The following is a 16,568-nucleotide window of genomic DNA, read 5'->3' on the forward strand; positions in this document are numbered from 1 at the left end:
ATGAGGTTTAATATGGCAGAGCATCGTGGTGGTTCCGGTAATTTCGCTGAAGACCGTGATAAAGCATCAGAAGCTGGACGTAAAGGTGGCCAGCACAGCGGCGGTAATTTTAAAAACGATCCGCAACGCGCATCTGAAGCTGGCAAGAAGGGGGGACAGAACAGTCACGGCGGAGGCCGTAAGTCTGATAACTCCTAATCTTATTTAAAACTCTTTTAATAAAACCGAGAGCATGCTGCGGGCTGAAAAGCTCGCAGTACCCTTTCTTTATTTTACCGGAGCGTAATTATTATGAATATGAAAAGTGTTGAGGATGTTTTTATTCATCTACTATCGGATACCTACAGTGCAGAAAAGCAGCTTACCCGTGCGCTGAGCAAGCTCGCCCGCGCCGCCTCCAGCGAGAAGCTGAGCGCCGCCTTTACCGCCCACCTGGAAGAGACTCAGGGTCAAATCGAACGTATTGACCAGATCGTCGAGCAGGAAGACGGGATTAAGATCAAACGCATGAAGTGCGTGGCGATGGAAGGCTTAATTGAAGAAGCCAACGAAGTTATCGAGAGCACGGAAAAAAATGAAGTGCGTGATGCCGCGTTAATTGCCGCCGCGCAAAAAGTCGAGCATTACGAAATAGCCAGCTACGGCACCCTTGCCACCTTAGCAGAACAGCTGGGCTATAAAAAAGCCGTTAAGCTTCTTGCCGAAACGCTGGAAGAAGAAAAAGAGACCGACCTTAAACTCACCGACCTGGCCGTTGGAAACATTAACCAAAAAGCGCAAAAATGACGCTATAACACAGGTTAAATAAAATGAGCATCAGTCCCAGGACAATTAAACGGTGCCATTTAGCGGCAGCTATAATATGGTTCATTCTCGCCATTCCTTCCGTAATATGGTGGAAGAGCAGCGTGCTGTGGGTCATTATTATCAGTATCTATGCCAATATTGTCGGCCATTTATCTGGCTACAGTGCCGCACGTGCCGATCAGGCTGCTGAAAGTGAAACTAAATAAGCGAACACCTAATGAGGATACAATGATGAATCACGTAGAACACTACCATGACTGGCTACGCGATGCCCATGCGATGGAAAAGCAAGCCGAATCTATGCTGGAATCCATGGCTAGCCGCATCGATAATTATCCTGATGTTCGCGCCAGAATTGAACAGCATATTAATGAGACAAAACGGCAAATTACATTGCTGGAGGAAATCCTCGATCGGAATGATATTTCCCGTTCGGTCTTAAAAGACTCGATGAGCAAAATGGCGGCGCTGGGTCAATCCATCGGCGGCATGTTCCCTTCTGACGAGATCGTTAAGGGGTCAATCAGCGGCTATGTCTTCGAACAGTTTGAAATAGCCTGCTATACCTCCCTGCTCGCTGCGGCAAAAAAAGCAGGCGACGTCGCCTCGGTCCCCGCTATCGAGACGATTCTCGCGGAAGAGCGTGAAATGGCCGACTGGCTGATTCGCCACATTCCGCAAACCACGGAACAGTTCCTGCTGCGTTCAGACGCGTCGGGTGTCGAAGCGAAAAAATAGCCCGGTCTAACGCCGCCGGGAGAGGATTTTGCCAACACGGACTACACTCTATCTTTAGGTAGAGAGGTTCGCGGAAGTTGGCACGGCGATCCGCATTCCGACCTGCTCATCGGGGCCGATTCAGGCGCCGGTATAAAAACCGTAATCGGTTTTGCCGGGTAGCAAAAGCAGCCGGCAATGCGCGTGCCCCATCGTTTCAGAGGTACGGACCATGTTCGCACTTGATGCATTCCATCTGGCCAGAATCCAGTTCGCTTTTACCGTCTCGTTCCACATCCTGTTTCCCGCGATCACCATCGGTCTCGCCAGCTACCTGGTGGTGCTGGAGGGCATGTGGCTGCGCACCAAAAACGACGTCTGGCGATCGCTATACCATTTCTGGCTAAAGATATTTGCCGTTAACTTCGGCATGGGCGTCGTTTCCGGGCTGGTGATGGCGTACCAGTTTGGCACCAACTGGAGCGGGTTCTCCCAGTTTGCGGGCAGCATTACCGGCCCGCTTCTGACCTATGAGGTGCTAACCGCCTTCTTCCTGGAGGCCGGATTCCTCGGCGTGATGATGTTTGGCTGGAACAAAGTCGGCCCCGGCCTGCACTTCTTTTCAACCTGCATGGTGGCGCTCGGCACGCTGATGTCGACCTTCTGGATCCTCGCCTCCAACAGCTGGATGCACACGCCGCAGGGGTTCACTATCGAAAACGGGCAGGTCATTCCGCAGGACTGGCTGGCCATCGTCTTTAACCCCTCCTTCCCTTACCGCCTGATTCATATGGCTATCGCCGCGTTTCTGAGCAGCGCGCTGTTTGTCGGCGCGTCCGGCGCATGGCACCTGCTGCGCGGTAACGACACGCCCGCCGTCCGGACCATGTTCTCCATGGCGATGTGGATGGCGCTGCTGGTCGCGCCCATTCAGGCGGTGGTGGGCGATATGCACGGCCTGAACACGCTTGAGCATCAGCCGGCAAAAATTGCCGCCATTGAGGGGCACTGGGAAAACCCGCCCGGCGAGGCCACCCCGCTGCTGCTGTTTGGCCTGCCGGATATGGACGAGGAGCGCACCAAATACAGCCTCGAAATCCCCGCGCTCGGCAGCCTGATCCTTACGCACAGCCTGGATAAGCAGGTCCCGGCGCTGAAGGATTTCCCGAAAGAGGATCGTCCCAACTCGACCATCGTTTTCTGGTCGTTCCGCATCATGGTCGGGATGGGCCTGCTGATGATTACCCTCGGCCTGCTCAGCCTCTGGCTACGCTATCGTCGCCGCCTGTTCCACTCGCGCCCCTTCCACTGGTTTGCCCTCTGTATGGGGCCTGCCGGTCTGCTGGCGCTGCTCGCGGGCTGGGTGACCACCGAAGTGGGGCGTCAGCCGTGGGTCGTCTATGGCTACCTGCGCACCATCGACGCGGTGTCGCTGCACAGCACCCTGCAAATGAGCATCAGCCTGCTGGCGTTCTTCGTCGTCTACTCTTCCGTGTTCGGCGTGGGCTATGTTTACCTCATCCGGCTGATTAAAAAAGGCCCGCAGCCCGTCGATACGCTGACGTCAAATACCTCGGGCACGCCCGCCCGACCGCTTTCCGCCGCGGAGTCGGTATCAGAAGAGGAGAGAATCTGATGGGCGTCGATATCTCAGTAATCTGGTTCGCCATCATCGTCTTTGCCACGCTGATGTACATTATTATGGATGGCTTCGATCTGGGGATTGGCCTGCTGTTTAACTTCGTGGGCGATGCAAAAGAGCGCGACGTGATGGTCAACAGCGTGGCGCCCGTCTGGGACGGTAACGAGACCTGGCTGGTGCTCGGCGGCGCGGGGCTGTTCGGCGCGTTTCCGCTGGCCTATGCGGTGATTATTGATGCGCTGACCATTCCCCTCACCGCGATGCTGATTGGCCTTATTTTTCGCGGCGTCGCCTTTGAGTTCCGCTTCAAAGCCACGCCCTCACACCGCAGGTTCTGGGACTACTCCTTTGCCGGCGGCTCCCTGCTCGCCACCTTCAGCCAGGGCGTGGTGGTAGGCGCCGTGATCAACGGCTTCGACGTTGAGGGGCGGCGGTTTGTGGGTTCGGCGCTGGACTGGCTCACCCCCTTCAACCTCTTCTGCGGCATCGGGCTGGTCGTCGCCTACACGCTGCTGGGCACCACCTGGCTGATTATGAAAAGCGAGGGCGCGCTGCAACAGCGCATGCGCGAACTAACCCGCCACGTGCTGCTGGCCCTGATGGTGGTTATCGCGGTGGTCAGCGTCTGGACGCCGCTCGGCTGGCAGTACGTCGCCGACCGCTGGTTTACCCTGCCCAACTTCTTCTGGTTCCTGCCGGTTCCTCTGCTGGTCGGGATCTTCAGCGTGCTGATCTGGCGGCTGACTCGCAACCCGGCCAGCCACTCCCGCCCCTTCCTGCTGACGCTGGGGCTGATCTTCCTCGGGTTTAGCGGTTTGGGCATCAGCCTTTGGCCCAATATTATCCCGCCGCGCATTACCCTGTGGGAGGCCGCGGCCCCGCCTGCCAGCCAGCTGTTTATGCTGGTCGGGACGTTACTGATTATCCCGGTGATCCTGGTGTACACCGCCTGGAGCTACTACGTCTTCCGGGGCAAGGTTTCGGATACTGAAGGCTACCACTGAGGAACGCGATGGTAGCCGCCGTGTCCGCCTGAAATCAACCGCGAGGGCGTTTCGACAAGATGGCTACCAGTTCAGCCAGCGAAAAATGTACCGCTTTTTCCACAACATCCTGACATTCGCCGGAAAACAGCACGGTGCGGGTTTGGGTCTCACCGCGGATGTTCCACGCAAAGCAGACCGTCCCCGCCGCCGTGCCATCGTCGCCTCCTTCTGGCCCCGCGTAGCCGCTGATGGCGATGCTAATATCGGCCTGGGCAATGTCGCGGATGCTGGCGGCCATTTCGGTTACCGTCCGTTCACTCACGGCGGTGTATCGTGCGAGCGTCTCAGGACGAACGCCCAGGATCCGCGTTTTGGCATCATCGCTGAACACCACCAGGCCAACATCATAAAAATCGGCCGTGTTCTCTTCCGCACAAAGCGCAACCGAGAGCTTTCCCCCGGTACAGGATTCCGCCGTGGTTAAGCGAAGCCCGAGATCGGTTAATTTGTTCGCAAGTTTTTTCGTCAGTTCACACACGGTATTATTACTGTCGTGAAAAAGAGTGCTCATCTTTCCCCCTTTGATTTCTCGAAAGGAATAATTTAAATGTGATGATTGCGTTCTAACCTGGCAGATTTAATTCCTCCCATGTTTTTAATGCTATTATTCTTTCACCCCAACCATAGCCAACATAACAATAAAATCCATCTGACGAAGCGCGTATTCAAACGTCAGCAAGCGATAACTCTCATCTATCCCTGGCAACTTTTCACCTCACGCTTCACGGTCATTGACATCGCTTCGCTTATTTTCAGATGCTCATGATTTTCAATGAGAATGTTTTTAGGACTTATCACATTTGCCACATAAAGAAATAGCAACAATACTTAACAAGTCAAGACACGATAAAATGAAGGATAGCAGATGAAATTATCCCCTTGTTACGCTTTATTAATATTTCTGGTTCCGGCTGCCTGGGCGGATAATAACGGCGGGTTACAAAAAGGCGACGCACCGCCGCCACCCCACGCGCTGGATAGCGGATATCGTGGAACTGACGATGCGCGTATTATGACCATCAATCAGGCAAAACAAATGCACGACGGTGCGACAATTTCATTGCGCGGTAATCTTATTGACGGTAGCGGCGATAGGTTTGTATTTCAGGATAAAACCGGAAAAATCGACGTTATTATTCCCCAGGCAGTCTTCGACGGCAGAACGGTTAAACCCGATCAGATGATCAGCATCAACGGTTCGCTTGATAAAAAATCATCTCCTGCCGTCGTCCGTGTCGATCGTTTACAGAAATAATTCAGCGAAGCGTTAACGCTGCAACTATCCATCAAGGCTTAAGGAGTCAGCTATGAGTGATACACAACGTAAGAACGCTTACCCGCAACCCCCGTTCCCGGAACAGCCGCAAACGCCGCCGGGGCTGGCGTCAGAGATGCAACCCGTTCCCGATCATGGGGAAACCAGCTATAAAGGACACGGCCGCCTCGCAGGCAAAAAAGCGCTGATCACCGGCGGTGACTCCGGTATCGGTCGCGCCGTTGCCATCGCCTATGCCCGCGAAGGTGCTGACATCGCCATCAGCTACCTGCCGGAAGAGGAAAAGGACGCCGCAGAGGTCATCGACCTGATCAAAGCGGAAGGCCGTAAGGCCGTCGCGCTGCCGGGAGATATTCGGGACGAAACCTTCTGCCAGAATCTGGTCGAAGAAGCCGTCTCTAAGCTGGGCGGGCTGGATATTTTGATCAATAACGCTGGCCGTCAGCAGTACCGGGAATCTCTGGAAGAGCTGACCACCGAAGACTTTGACGCCACGTTTAAAACTAACGTTTACGCGCCTTTCTGGATCACCAAGGCGGCGCTGCGCCACCTGAAAGCCTCGTCCGTTATCATTAACACCTCCTCCGTTCAGGCGGTGAAGCCCAGCCCCGTATTGCTGGACTACGCCCAGACGAAGGCCTGCCTGGCGGTGTTTACCAAGTCTTTAGCCAAACAGCTGGGTCCTAAGGGCATCCGGGTCAACGCGGTTGCCCCCGGTCCTTACTGGACCGTTCTCCAGTCCAGCGGCGGGCAGCCGATGGATAAGGTGAAGGAGTTTGGGGGCGATACGCCGCTGGGACGTCCTGGCCAGCCGGTTGAGATTGCTCCGCTGTACGTCACGCTGGCCTCGGATGAATGTTCGTTTACGTCCGGCCAGGTGTGGTGCTCTGACGGCGGTGACGGCGTCATCTAACTCCGCAATTCTTTCCCATCAGCAATGAGCAATAAATGAACAGGGACGTTCGCTTTTGCTCCCCCGCCTAAAAACATGTTGTAACTCAAACAGATCAAATGTTAAAAATATTTTGCTATCAAGTTATCAAATTTAAACAACTTAACTTGTCACCCGCATCGCTCTGTTTTTAACATCGCCTATGGAAAAAAATGGTCTGTTCAGTCAGCGCATACGCTTGCGCCATTTGCATACATTTGTGGCCGTCGCTCAACAGGGAACGCTGGGGCGCGCGGCTGAAACTCTCAACCTGAGCCAGCCTGCGCTCTCGAAAACCCTCAACGAGCTGGAACAGCTGACCGGAGCGCGTCTTTTCGACCGCGGTCGGCTGGGCGCGCAGCTTACCATCGTGGGCGAACAGTTCCTGACGCACGCCGTTAAGGTGCTGGATGCGCTCAATACCGCAGGCCAGTCGCTGCACAGAAAAGAGGAGATCTCCAGTGAGGTGGTGCGCGTGGGTGCCCTGCCCACCGCCGCGCTGGGCATTCTTCCGCCGGTGATTGGCCAGTTCCACAAGCAGCAGCGGCATACCACGATTCAGGTTGCCACCATGAATAACACCATGCTGCTCGCGGGGTTGAAATCCGGCGAGCTGGATATCGGTATCGGCCGCATGTCCGATCCTGAACTGATGGGTGGCCTTAATTACGAACTGCTGTTCCTTGAATCCCTGAAGCTGGTGGTTCGTCCCGATCACCCCCTGCTGCAGGATACGGTGACCTTAAGCCGCGTCATGGAGTGGCCGGTTGTGGTGTGCCCGAAAGGAACCGTTCCGCGCCAGTCCGCCGAAAGCCTGCTGCAAATGCAGGGGTGTACGTTACCGTCCGGGTGTATCGAAACGCTCTCGGCCTCGCTGTCACGCCAGCTAACCCTCGACTATGACTACGTCTGGTTCGTTCCCTCCGGCGCGGTGAAAGATGACCTGCGCCAGGGCACGCTGACCGCTCTTCCGGTAACGGCCCCCGGCGCCGGTGAACCTATCGGCATTCTGACCCGGGTAGATGCCCCTCTCTCAACGGGTGCGCAGACGCTGCTCAGCGCCATCCGTAAATCGATGCCGGTTTAACCCCTCACCCTGGCCCTCTCCTCTTAGGGGAGAGCGGGCCGTCCCGTGCGTTAATCAAATAATGCGGAATAAATCATTAACAATTGCGTAAAACAATTTAACAGTTTTATGATATCGGTGAATTCACCAAATGGTTCGCAAATCATTTTATAAAACCGAATTCACTCGTATAAAACATTACCCCCTCCGCATTTATTACCCAACTGGTACATACCCGACACGGCGGGGGGAGCTAAGGAGAGAGAAATGGCATTTGGCAGCGCGCCGCGCGGGATACCTCGTATTCTGCAGTGGCTTCTTGCCGGACTGATGATGCTCATCGGTCTGGCCGTCGGCGGGTTGGGCTTTAAGCTCGCCACCGTGGGCGGAAGTCTTTACTTCCTGATAATGGGCGTGGTAATGGTGATTGCCGCGATCCTGATTTTCCTCAACCGCACCAGCGGGATCCTGCTTTACGGCATCGCGTTTATCGCCTCGCTGTTCTGGGCGGTAAGCGATGCGGGCTGGGACTTCTGGCCGCTCTTCTCCCGCCTGTTTACCTTTGCCGTACTGGCGTTCCTGAGCGCCATCGTCTGGCCCTTCCTGCGCACGGCAAACCACACAGCACCGAACAAGGCGCCCGCGTTTGGCGTCGCGGCCGTGCTCGCGCTGGCAATGCTGGTCAGCCTGGGCTGGATGTTTAAGCCGCAAACCCTCGTGGCGGCAAACGAGCCCGTTCCCGTGAAGCCCGTCGCGCCCGGCGAGCAGCAAAAGAACTGGGAGCACTGGGGCAACACCACCCACGGCGATCGCTTTGCCGCGCTGGACCAGATTAACAAGCAAAACGTCAACTCGCTGAAAGTCGCGTGGGTGGCTCACACCGGCGATATCCCGCAAAGCAACGGGTCCGGCGCGGAAGATCAGAACACGCCGCTGCAGATTGGCGACACGCTGTATGTCTGTACTCCGTACAGTAAGGTGCTGGCGCTGGACGTGGATTCCGGTAAAGAAAAATGGCGCTACGACTCGAAAGCCACCGCGCCTAACTGGCAGCGCTGCCGCGGTCTTGGCTATTTTGAAGATCGCTCAAGCGTGACAACGTCACAAGCAGAAACACAGCCTGCTGCCTGCCCTCGCCGCCTGTTCCTGCCGACCACCGATGCCCGCCTGATTGCTATCAACGCGGATAACGGCAAGGTCTGCGACGACTTCGGCGACCACGGTACCGTGGATCTGAGCGTCGGCATGGGCGAAATCAAACCAGGATACTATCAGCAGACCTCCACGCCGCTGGTCGCCGGGAACGTCGTTGTCGTCGGCGGTCGCGTCGCGGATAACTTCTCCACCGGCGAACCGCCGGGCGTGGTCCGCGCGTATGACGTTCACACCGGCAAGCTGGCCTGGGCGTGGGATCCGGGTAATCCGAACCTGACCGGCCTGCCGCCGGAAGGTCAAACCTACACCCGCGGCACGCCGAACGTCTGGTCAGCGATGTCCTACGACGCCAAACTGAACCTGATCTACCTGCCAACCGGTAACGCCACGCCAGACTTCTGGGCGGGCGAGCGTACCGCGCTGGACGACAAGTACAGTTCCTCTATTGTCGCCGTTGACGCAGCCACCGGTCAGGTACGCTGGCATTTCCAGACGACCCACCACGATCTCTGGGACTTTGACCTCCCTTCCCAGCCGCTGCTGTACGACCTGCCCGACGGTAAAGGCGGCACCACGCCGGTACTGGTGCAGACCAGCAAGCAGGGCATGATCTTCATGCTTAACCGCGAAACCGGCAAGCCGGTGGCGAAGGTGGAAGAACGTCCGGTACCGGCCGGTAACGTTGAGGGTGAACGCTACTCGCCGACCCAGCCGTATTCCGTGGGCATGCCGATGATCGGCAACCAGACGCTGACCGAATCCGACATGTGGGGCGCGACCCCTGTCGACCTGCTGCTGTGCCGCATTCAGTTTAAAGAGATGCGTCATCAGGGCGTCTTCACCCCGCCGGGTCTCGACCGTTCCCTGCAGTTCCCCGGCTCGCTCGGCGGAATGAACTGGGGCAGCGTCTCGGTTGACCCGAACAACAGCCTGATGTTCGTCAACGATATGCGCCTGGGGCTGGCAAACTACATGGTGCCGCGCGCGAACGTGGCGAAAAACGCCAGCGGCATTGAGATGGGTATCGTCCCGATGGACGGCACGCCGTTTGGCGCCATGCGCGAACGCTTCCTGTCGCCGCTGGGCATTCCGTGCCAGAAGCCGCCGTTTGGCACCATGTCAGCGGTTGACCTGAAAACCGGCAAGCTGGTGTGGCAGGTTCCTGTCGGTACGGTGGAAGATACCGGCCCGCTGGGCATTCGCATGCACATGCCGATCCCAATCGGGATGCCAACGCTGGGCGCGTCGCTCTCTACCCAGTCCGGCCTGCTGTTCTTTGCCGGCACCCAGGATTTCTACCTGCGCGCGTTTGATACCGCCACCGGGAAAGAGATCTGGAAAGACCGTCTGCCTGTCGGCAGCCAGTCCGGTCCGATGACCTACGTGTCGCCGAAAACCGGCAAACAGTACATTATCATCAACGCCGGGGGCGCTCGTCAGTCGCCGGACCGCGGTGATTACGTTATCGCGTACGCGTTACCTGATAAGAAGTAACCGATGAAAAAAGGGACCTTTTGGTCCCTTTTTTTTGCCCGGTGGCGCTTCGCTTACGCGGGCCTACAGGCCGGATTTTGTAGGTCGGGTAAGCGAAGCGCCACCCGACACGGCTGGCGACTCAGAACATCTCCCAGTTATCCCCGGAAACCGTCGCCGCAGGGCGCAACGGCACGTTATGCGCCACCGGTGCAGCCGTCACCGCGCGGCCCTGCTTCGCGCCGCTCAAACGAAACGCTCCCACCGCCTCGGTCAGACGCGCGCCCTGTTCTTCAAGAGACGCGGCCGCCGCGGAGGCTTCTTCCACCAGCGAGGCGTTCTGCTGGGTCACTTTATCCATCTCCGAAATCGCCTGGCTGACCTGCACGATACCGCGGCTCTGCTCATCCGAGGCGGCGGCAATCTCCAGCATAATGTCGGTGACGCGCTTAACGGCGTCGACGATTTCATTCATGGTGTTACCGGCGGCGACAACTTCACCTGAGCCCTGGTCGATCAGCGAAACGGATTCGTTGATCAGGCCTTCAATCTCTTTTGCTGCATTCGCGCTGCGGCTTGCCAGGGTGCGGACTTCACTGGCTACCACGGCAAATCCGCGCCCCTGTTCACCCGCCCGCGCCGCTTCCACCGCCGCGTTCAGCGCCAGAATATTGGTCTGGAAGGCAATGCTGTTAATCACGGCGGTAATCTCAGAGATCTTCTTCGAACTGCTGGAGATGTTGCCCATGGTTTTCACCACGCCGGAGACCATCTGGCCACCGCGGCTGGCCTTACCGGACGCATCTTCCGCCAGCTTGTTGGCATGATGGGCGTTATCGGCGTTCTGTTTTACCGTCGCGGTCAGCTGTTCCATGCTCGCCGCCGTCTGCTCAATGGCCGCCGCCTGCTGCTCGGTGCGCGAAGAGAGATCGGTATTACCGGCAGAAATCTCGCTGGTGCCGCGGTAGATTTCTTCCGCCCCCTGGCGCACGGTGCCTACGGTGTTTTCAAGCGAGTGCTGCATGGTTTGCAGATCGCGCGTCAGGCGCCCAATTTCGCTGCGGCCCGCCGCGTCGTCCGGCATCGTCAGGTCGCCTTTGGCGATATTCTCGATACGTTTCGCTGCACGCTGCAGCGGATGAATGACCGTGCGGCGAAGCACCACAAAGGTCATCGCCGTCAGCGCCAGCGCCAGGGCAAACGCGCCCACCATAAACATCAGCCCCAGCTGCGTGCGGCTGTGCGCCTGCGCCGTCAGCGCACTCGCGCGGTCGGTACGGATCTTAATCGCCTTCAGCAGCACGGCGTTGTAGGCGTCATCCAGCGGGCGCGCCGTTTCGTTTTCGTGGTTGATAATCGCTTCGAACATGCCGTTTTTGGCGAACTTCACCATCGGCTGCATACCCGCGATATAGGCGTCGTAGCGCGCTTTCAGCTCAGTATCCAGCGCTTCGTCCTCAGCGGTTCGCACGGCACGATTGATGTAGGCGGTAAAGCTATCCTGGGACTGCTTAATGCGGGTTTCCGCCTCGCTGATGTTCTGCTTCATCGCATCCATCTCCGCGATACGGCTTGCCGCACCGGCGTGGATCAGGTTGATACGCGCGGTTCGCAGATGGTTTGAGCTGTTCGACAGCCCCATACGCACCTGAATTTCGGATGTGACATCCTGCTGGTCGCGATCGGCCTGCAGCAGGAAATACCCCGCCAGACCCGAGCTCAAGGCAAACAGAAGAATAATGCCACCGAGAATGGAGGAAAACAGCGGAACCAGCCTGATGTGATGCAAGAAGCCCAGCGTGCGCTGCGGCTGCATCGAAGAAGTGTTGTCCATGACCGTCGACTCTCTTGTAGGGAAGATGCGTAAAAACGTGCGTGTTAAGTAGTCATCGGCACGGTGGGGATTAAGATTACGGCTAAAAACGCCGCACTGGTCACACTTTAGAGAAGATTATTAAAGCAATGCCAGCGGCGAAAAACCGCTGGCAGAAGAGTTACTTGTCGCCGAAGTGGATAACGGTACGGATGGATTTTCCGTCGTGCATCAGATCGAACGCCTCGTTGATCTGCTCCAGCGGCAAACGGTGGGTAATGAACGGATCGAGCTGAATCTTGCCGACCATCGCATCTTCAACCATACCCGGAAGCTGGGTGCGCCCCTTGACGCCGCCAAATGCAGAACCGCGCCATACGCGCCCGGTGACCAGCTGGAATGGACGGGTTTTAATTTCCTGACCCGCACCGGCTACGCCAATGATGATGCTCTCGCCCCAGCCTTTGTGGCAGCATTCGAGCGCGGAACGCATCACGTTGACGTTGCCGATACATTCGAAGCTGAAGTCTACTCCGCCGTCGGTCATCTCAACGATGACGTCCTGAATGGGTTTTTCGTGATCTTTCGGGTTCACGAAATCGGTCGCGCCCATTTCACCCGCCAGCCTGAATTTCTCCGGGTTAGTGTCGACCGCGATGATACGCCCGGCCTTCGCCTGCACCGCGCCCTGAATCACCGCCAGACCGATGCCGCCAAGACCGAACACCGCCACGGTGTCGCCCTCTTTGACCTTTGCCGTGTTATGCACCGCGCCAATACCGGTGGTCACGCCGCAGCCCAGCAGGCAGACTTTATCCAGCGGCGCCTGCGGGTTCACCTTCGCCAGCGAGATCTCCGCGCAAACGGTGTATTCGCTGAAGGTGCTGGTGCCCATGTAGTGATAAACAGGCTCGCCGTTATAAGAGAAGCGGGTGGTGCCGTCCGGCATCAGCCCTTTCCCCTGCGTGGCGCGAACGGCCTGGCAGAGGTTAGTTTTGCCGGATTTACAGAACTTGCACTCGCCGCACTCCGCCGTGTAGAGCGGAATCACGTGATCGCCCGGCTTCAGGCTGGTCACGCCCTCGCCCACTTCCACCACAACGCCGCCGCCTTCATGTCCGAGTACGGCCGGGAAAACGCCTTCCGGGTCGTCGCCCGAGAGGGTAAACGCATCGGTATGGCACACGCCGGTATGGGTGATTTTGATCAGCACTTCGCCTTTTTTCGGCGGTGCCACATCGATTTCAACGATTTTGAGCGGCTGGCCGGGGCCAAATGCGACAGCAGCGCGAGATTTCATATGTCTTCCCTTTTTTGTCAGGTGTGTGGGTTTATTTTAGATAAGAGCGCAGTAAATGGCCGACTTCCGCCATGCGAACGGCTCGCTGGTCCGGCGTTGTCTCTCCCGCCACCAGCTCGTCTTTGATGTGAATTTCAACCATTTCGCCCATCAGGCCATTGGCAGCTCCGCGCACGGCGGCAATTTGTTGCAGGATGGACAGACAGGGATCGCCCGCCTCCAGCGCGCGTTCAAGGGCATCAACCTGGCCCCGAATGCGACGGACGCGAGTAAGAATACGTTTTTTATCTGCGGGTGAATGCGGCATACGCCCTCCTGATACTATAGTGGGGTATAGTATTTTACTTACCTGTCGATGTAAACCTTCCCGTTGAGATGCGATAACAACAGCACACTTATTGCCTAACGAGTTTTTACCTTAATTGATCGCCATTGTGCCGGGTGGCACTGCGTTTACCCGGCCTACACCAGCGTGCGTTCAAGGAAAACAACTGAGTAACCGTGCTCCGTGAACGAATCCAATATTGGATTCGTTAAAAATTGTGCGTGCCCTTCACGATTCTACAATCCGCAGTATAGCGGGGTTGAGAAGCCCCGGCGGGATCGAATTTCCGGCGTCGATCCCGTCTCAACAGATTCTGAATTTATGCTACCCTTCCATAAATTTCATAAACATAGTGCAAAACGCCATGACAACAGCCCCCTTTATCCGCCCTCAGCTCACCCTTCCAGACGGTGCCGACAAGCTGCTGCTGCACTCCTGCTGTGCCCCCTGCTCGGGTGAGGTGATGGAGGCCATCCAGGCTTCGGGCATTGATTACACCATTTTTTTCTATAACCCCAATATCCATCCGCAAAAGGAGTACCTCATCCGCAAGGAGGAGAATATTCGGTTTGCAGAAAAACACGGCGTGCCTTTTGTTGATGCCGATTACGACACCGATAACTGGTTTGAGCGCGCAAAAGGCATGGAGTGGGAGCCCGAGCGCGGCGTCCGCTGCACCATGTGCTTCGATATGCGTTTCGAACGTACGGCGCTCTATGCGGCAGAGCATGGATTCAGCGTCATCAGCAGCTCGCTGGGGATCTCCCGCTGGAAGAACATGCAGCAGATCAATGACTGCGGCCAGCGCGCGGCCGCGCGCTATCCGGGTATGGTTTACTGGGACTACAACTGGCGCAAACAGGGCGGTTCCTCACGCATGATTGAGATCAGCAAGCGGGAGCAGTTTTACCAGCAGGAATATTGCGGGTGCGTGTATTCGCTCAGGGACAGTAACCTGCATCGTAAGTCTCAGGGACGGCCGCTGATCCGCATCGGGAAACTGTATTACGGTCAGGATGAGAATGAGAAATAACGGCTTGCCGTTATAGAGATATATCCGAAAACCGCCCCGTTGGGGGGTTTATTTAGCCCCCCGTCTCCCACATTCACCAGGAGCGGCTATCCTTTAAGTATCAACAAAAGGAGGCAAAAATGTCTGATATCGGTACTGATAAAAATACCCAGTATGCTGAAGATAAAGCAAAAAATAAATTTGATGAGCTTGCAGGTTCGGCGCAGCAACAGTTTGGTGAATTCGTTGATTCACCAAAGCATCAGATAAAAGGTGCGGCTAAAAAATACGCCGCGCAGGCCAGCGATGCTGTTTCTGATGTCACAGATGCTGTCAGAAATAACCCCCTCACCGGCCTCGTCGCGGCGGGTGCGGTAGGTATTGTGCTCGGCCTGCTGCTGGGACGTAAATAATCAAGGCCCTTCGGGGCTTTATTTTTTCTAGCTAAAAAGCCTCACCATGCGGTCTAACTCCTCCTCTTTTACGGCGCGTGAAAGATAATATCCCTGGAAGTTTTTCACCCCTAGCTCGACTAATTTTTCAAATTTTTCCTCACTGTCTACCCCCTCGGCAATACAGTCCGTTCCGGTCATATCGCTGTAGATCTGAATGGCTTTAATCAGATTATAGTCATTGTCGTTTGCCACAAAATGTTCGACGATGTCCCGATCAAGTTTTAGCCCATCAAAATGCACCTGCCTCACGGGGAACATGGTGTGGTGGTTAGAGAAACAGTCGTCCAGAAACAGTTTGCACCCGGTATTACGAAGGTGCCGCATCGTTTCAGGAATGTTTTTATCTTTCGTCACATCAATATCTTCCGCAAATTCAAAGACCAGCTTTTCAGCCCACTGGGGCTTGAGCAGCATGCCGATGGCTTTCCTCGCCATCTCGGGCAATGCGTTCCCGGACGCCAGGCGAGGTGGAATATTGACCGAAAAATAAAATTTCCCGTTATATTTATTAATCCCGGACACGGCGGCATGAAGCACCAGCGCCGTAATTTTCAACCATATTTCATGATTAACAATGTCATCTAAAAAACAGGCTGGCTTAACGATTTTTCCGTTCTTATTCCAGCGAATCAGTATTTCAAAGCCGACGCCTTTTTTATCACGATCGGTAATAATCTGATAGGCAGGGAATATCTCTCGCTTCATCAGCGCATTGAAGATCTCTGCTTCTTTATCTGAAAAACCCTCTTTCTGACGCTGACGCTTAACGCTTCTTTCCGTCTTGAAACTGTGCGGATCGTTTAACCACCGCTTAATATGCTGTAATTTTTGCACCCCTTCTTTACGATGGGTGTAAACCGTTTTATTTGAGAGTCCAAGCCTGTCGCACAGCTCTTTTACGGACATGCCGCGGTAAAAATTTAATAGAACATCTATTTCTCTGCGCGTTAGCCACCGCAGGTTTTCCTGTGGAGAATACCCCATATAGCTATCGCGCAATAAGCGCGAACGGTCTTTAAACCCCTTATTATGGGTATGAAAACAGGTAATAACATCGGAAATGCTGGCAATGCGAATCAATGATAATTGATGGCTGTTATTTAACAGGCTGCTTAAGGTTCGATACAGCCAGCTGTCGGGAATATCCCCGTACAGGGTAACGCGTCGAATAACCGGAAGTGCATTCAGAACGGAGGCCAGCCGCTTCAGGCTTTCCAGGAGATTAACAACACCTTTTCCGAGGAACACGACGATATGAGCATTATGATTAATAACAATATTTTCCCTATCCCGATCGCACGCGTCATCTCCCTGAAAGTGAATGTGCGAGGCCTCAATGCCGTATTTTTCAAGCATTAAAGAATAACCCTGGAACGTAAAACCGCAGGTCGAGATGACAAATCGCCGTTCATTGCAAGCCGCATTTCTGAGAGAAATTGTATGGGTCATAACCTGCTCCTGGGCACAAAAAGCGCCATTCTTATTATGAATGCGAAATAATTACCATCCGGTGAATAGAGGAATTTTACCGCACGCCGCGAGGTTAAGAT

The 16,568-nt window shown here is 55.6% G+C and carries 17 protein-coding genes; 12 read left to right on the plus strand and 5 right to left on the minus strand.

Annotated features, from left to right (window positions below):
• Positions 1-12 precede the first annotated feature (12 nt).
• The 6 genes from ACMWKK_RS13570 (at position 13) to cydB (ending at position 4,170) form a co-directional block, all read left to right on the plus strand.
• Complete coding sequence (locus tag ACMWKK_RS13570; protein ID WP_004136767.1) at positions 13-198, plus strand: general stress protein; 186 nt, start codon at positions 13-15, stop codon at positions 196-198.
• A 93-nt stretch (positions 199-291) separates the two neighbouring features.
• Positions 292-786, plus strand: coding sequence for a ferritin-like domain-containing protein (locus tag ACMWKK_RS13575; RefSeq protein WP_023311678.1), 495 nt, complete (start codon positions 292-294; stop codon positions 784-786).
• Positions 787-809: 23 nt separating this feature from the next.
• The gene (locus ACMWKK_RS13580; RefSeq protein WP_032640249.1) at positions 810-1,013 is read left to right on the plus strand and encodes a hypothetical protein; all 204 of its coding nucleotides are present in this window, start codon (positions 810-812) and stop codon (positions 1,011-1,013) included.
• A gap of 25 nt (positions 1,014-1,038) precedes the next feature.
• On the plus strand, positions 1,039-1,545 hold the full coding sequence (locus ACMWKK_RS13585; protein WP_024908416.1) for a ferritin-like domain-containing protein: 507 nt from the start codon (positions 1,039-1,041) through the stop codon (positions 1,543-1,545).
• 211 nt (positions 1,546-1,756) lie between these two features.
• The gene (locus tag ACMWKK_RS13590; protein ID WP_048994465.1) at positions 1,757-3,160 is read left to right on the plus strand and encodes a cytochrome ubiquinol oxidase subunit I; all 1,404 of its coding nucleotides are present in this window, start codon (positions 1,757-1,759) and stop codon (positions 3,158-3,160) included.
• Positions 3,160-4,170: a cytochrome d ubiquinol oxidase subunit II gene (cydB, locus tag ACMWKK_RS13595; RefSeq protein ID WP_112780271.1), complete on the plus strand. Its 1,011-nt coding sequence runs from the start codon at positions 3,160-3,162 to the stop codon at positions 4,168-4,170. The genes ACMWKK_RS13590 and cydB overlap by 1 nt, the downstream gene beginning before the upstream one ends.
• A 34-nt stretch (positions 4,171-4,204) precedes the next feature.
• On the opposite strand, the gene ACMWKK_RS13600 is transcribed toward cydB, so the two are convergent.
• On the minus strand, positions 4,205-4,723 hold the full coding sequence (locus tag ACMWKK_RS13600) for a 2-oxo-tetronate isomerase (RefSeq protein WP_112780272.1): 519 nt from the start codon (positions 4,721-4,723) through the stop codon (positions 4,205-4,207).
• Positions 4,724-5,077: 354 nt separating this feature from the next.
• On the opposite strand from ACMWKK_RS13600, the gene ACMWKK_RS13605 reads away from it, so the two are divergent.
• The 4 genes from ACMWKK_RS13605 (at position 5,078) to ACMWKK_RS13620 (ending at position 10,134) form a co-directional block, all read left to right on the plus strand.
• Positions 5,078-5,467, plus strand: coding sequence for a YdeI family stress tolerance OB fold protein (locus ACMWKK_RS13605; protein ID WP_045326145.1), 390 nt, complete (start codon positions 5,078-5,080; stop codon positions 5,465-5,467).
• Positions 5,468-5,519: 52 nt separating this feature from the next.
• Positions 5,520-6,401: an SDR family oxidoreductase gene (locus tag ACMWKK_RS13610; RefSeq protein WP_161656306.1), complete on the plus strand. Its 882-nt coding sequence runs from the start codon at positions 5,520-5,522 to the stop codon at positions 6,399-6,401.
• A gap of 181 nt (positions 6,402-6,582) precedes the next feature.
• Positions 6,583-7,506 carry a LysR substrate-binding domain-containing protein gene (locus ACMWKK_RS13615; protein ID WP_047717716.1) on the plus strand — a complete coding sequence of 308 codons (924 nt, stop codon included), beginning with the start codon at positions 6,583-6,585 and terminating at the stop codon, positions 7,504-7,506.
• A gap of 246 nt (positions 7,507-7,752) precedes the next feature.
• Positions 7,753-10,134: a glucose/quinate/shikimate family membrane-bound PQQ-dependent dehydrogenase gene (locus ACMWKK_RS13620; protein WP_112780274.1), complete on the plus strand. Its 2,382-nt coding sequence runs from the start codon at positions 7,753-7,755 to the stop codon at positions 10,132-10,134.
• Positions 10,135-10,255: 121 nt separating this feature from the next.
• Here ACMWKK_RS13620 and ACMWKK_RS13625 read toward each other — a convergent pair whose 3' ends face one another.
• The 3 genes from ACMWKK_RS13625 to ACMWKK_RS13635 all read right to left on the minus strand — a co-directional run bounded on the left by ACMWKK_RS13625 (position 10,256) and on the right by ACMWKK_RS13635 (position 13,533).
• Positions 10,256-11,947 carry a methyl-accepting chemotaxis protein gene (locus ACMWKK_RS13625; RefSeq protein WP_406542814.1) on the minus strand — a complete coding sequence of 564 codons (1,692 nt, stop codon included), beginning with the start codon at positions 11,945-11,947 and terminating at the stop codon, positions 10,256-10,258.
• 160 nt (positions 11,948-12,107) lie between these two features.
• On the minus strand, positions 12,108-13,226 hold the full coding sequence (locus ACMWKK_RS13630; protein WP_112780276.1) for an S-(hydroxymethyl)glutathione dehydrogenase/class III alcohol dehydrogenase: 1,119 nt from the start codon (positions 13,224-13,226) through the stop codon (positions 12,108-12,110).
• A 31-nt stretch (positions 13,227-13,257) separates the two neighbouring features.
• Entirely contained in the window at positions 13,258-13,533 is a 276-nt protein-coding gene (locus ACMWKK_RS13635; protein ID WP_112780277.1) for a metal/formaldehyde-sensitive transcriptional repressor, read from the minus strand.
• 382 nt (positions 13,534-13,915) lie between these two features.
• Between ACMWKK_RS13635 and ACMWKK_RS13640 the strand changes: the two genes are divergently transcribed.
• Complete coding sequence (locus ACMWKK_RS13640) at positions 13,916-14,584, plus strand: epoxyqueuosine reductase QueH (RefSeq protein WP_045330183.1); 669 nt, start codon at positions 13,916-13,918, stop codon at positions 14,582-14,584.
• A gap of 119 nt (positions 14,585-14,703) precedes the next feature.
• Positions 14,704-14,976 (plus strand): DUF883 family protein, encoded by a 273-nt coding sequence (locus tag ACMWKK_RS13645; protein ID WP_045330181.1) that lies wholly within the window; start codon positions 14,704-14,706, stop codon positions 14,974-14,976.
• Positions 14,977-15,003: 27 nt separating this feature from the next.
• Here ACMWKK_RS13645 and ACMWKK_RS13650 read toward each other — a convergent pair whose 3' ends face one another.
• Positions 15,004-16,467 (minus strand): EAL domain-containing protein, encoded by a 1,464-nt coding sequence (locus ACMWKK_RS13650; RefSeq protein WP_112780278.1) that lies wholly within the window; start codon positions 16,465-16,467, stop codon positions 15,004-15,006.
• Positions 16,468-16,568 lie beyond the last annotated feature (101 nt).

This window comes from Enterobacter sp. 01-M-03-SI-ECC (assembly GCF_047530215.1).
In the GTDB taxonomy this organism is placed as follows: domain Bacteria; phylum Pseudomonadota; class Gammaproteobacteria; order Enterobacterales; family Enterobacteriaceae; genus Enterobacter; species Enterobacter chengduensis.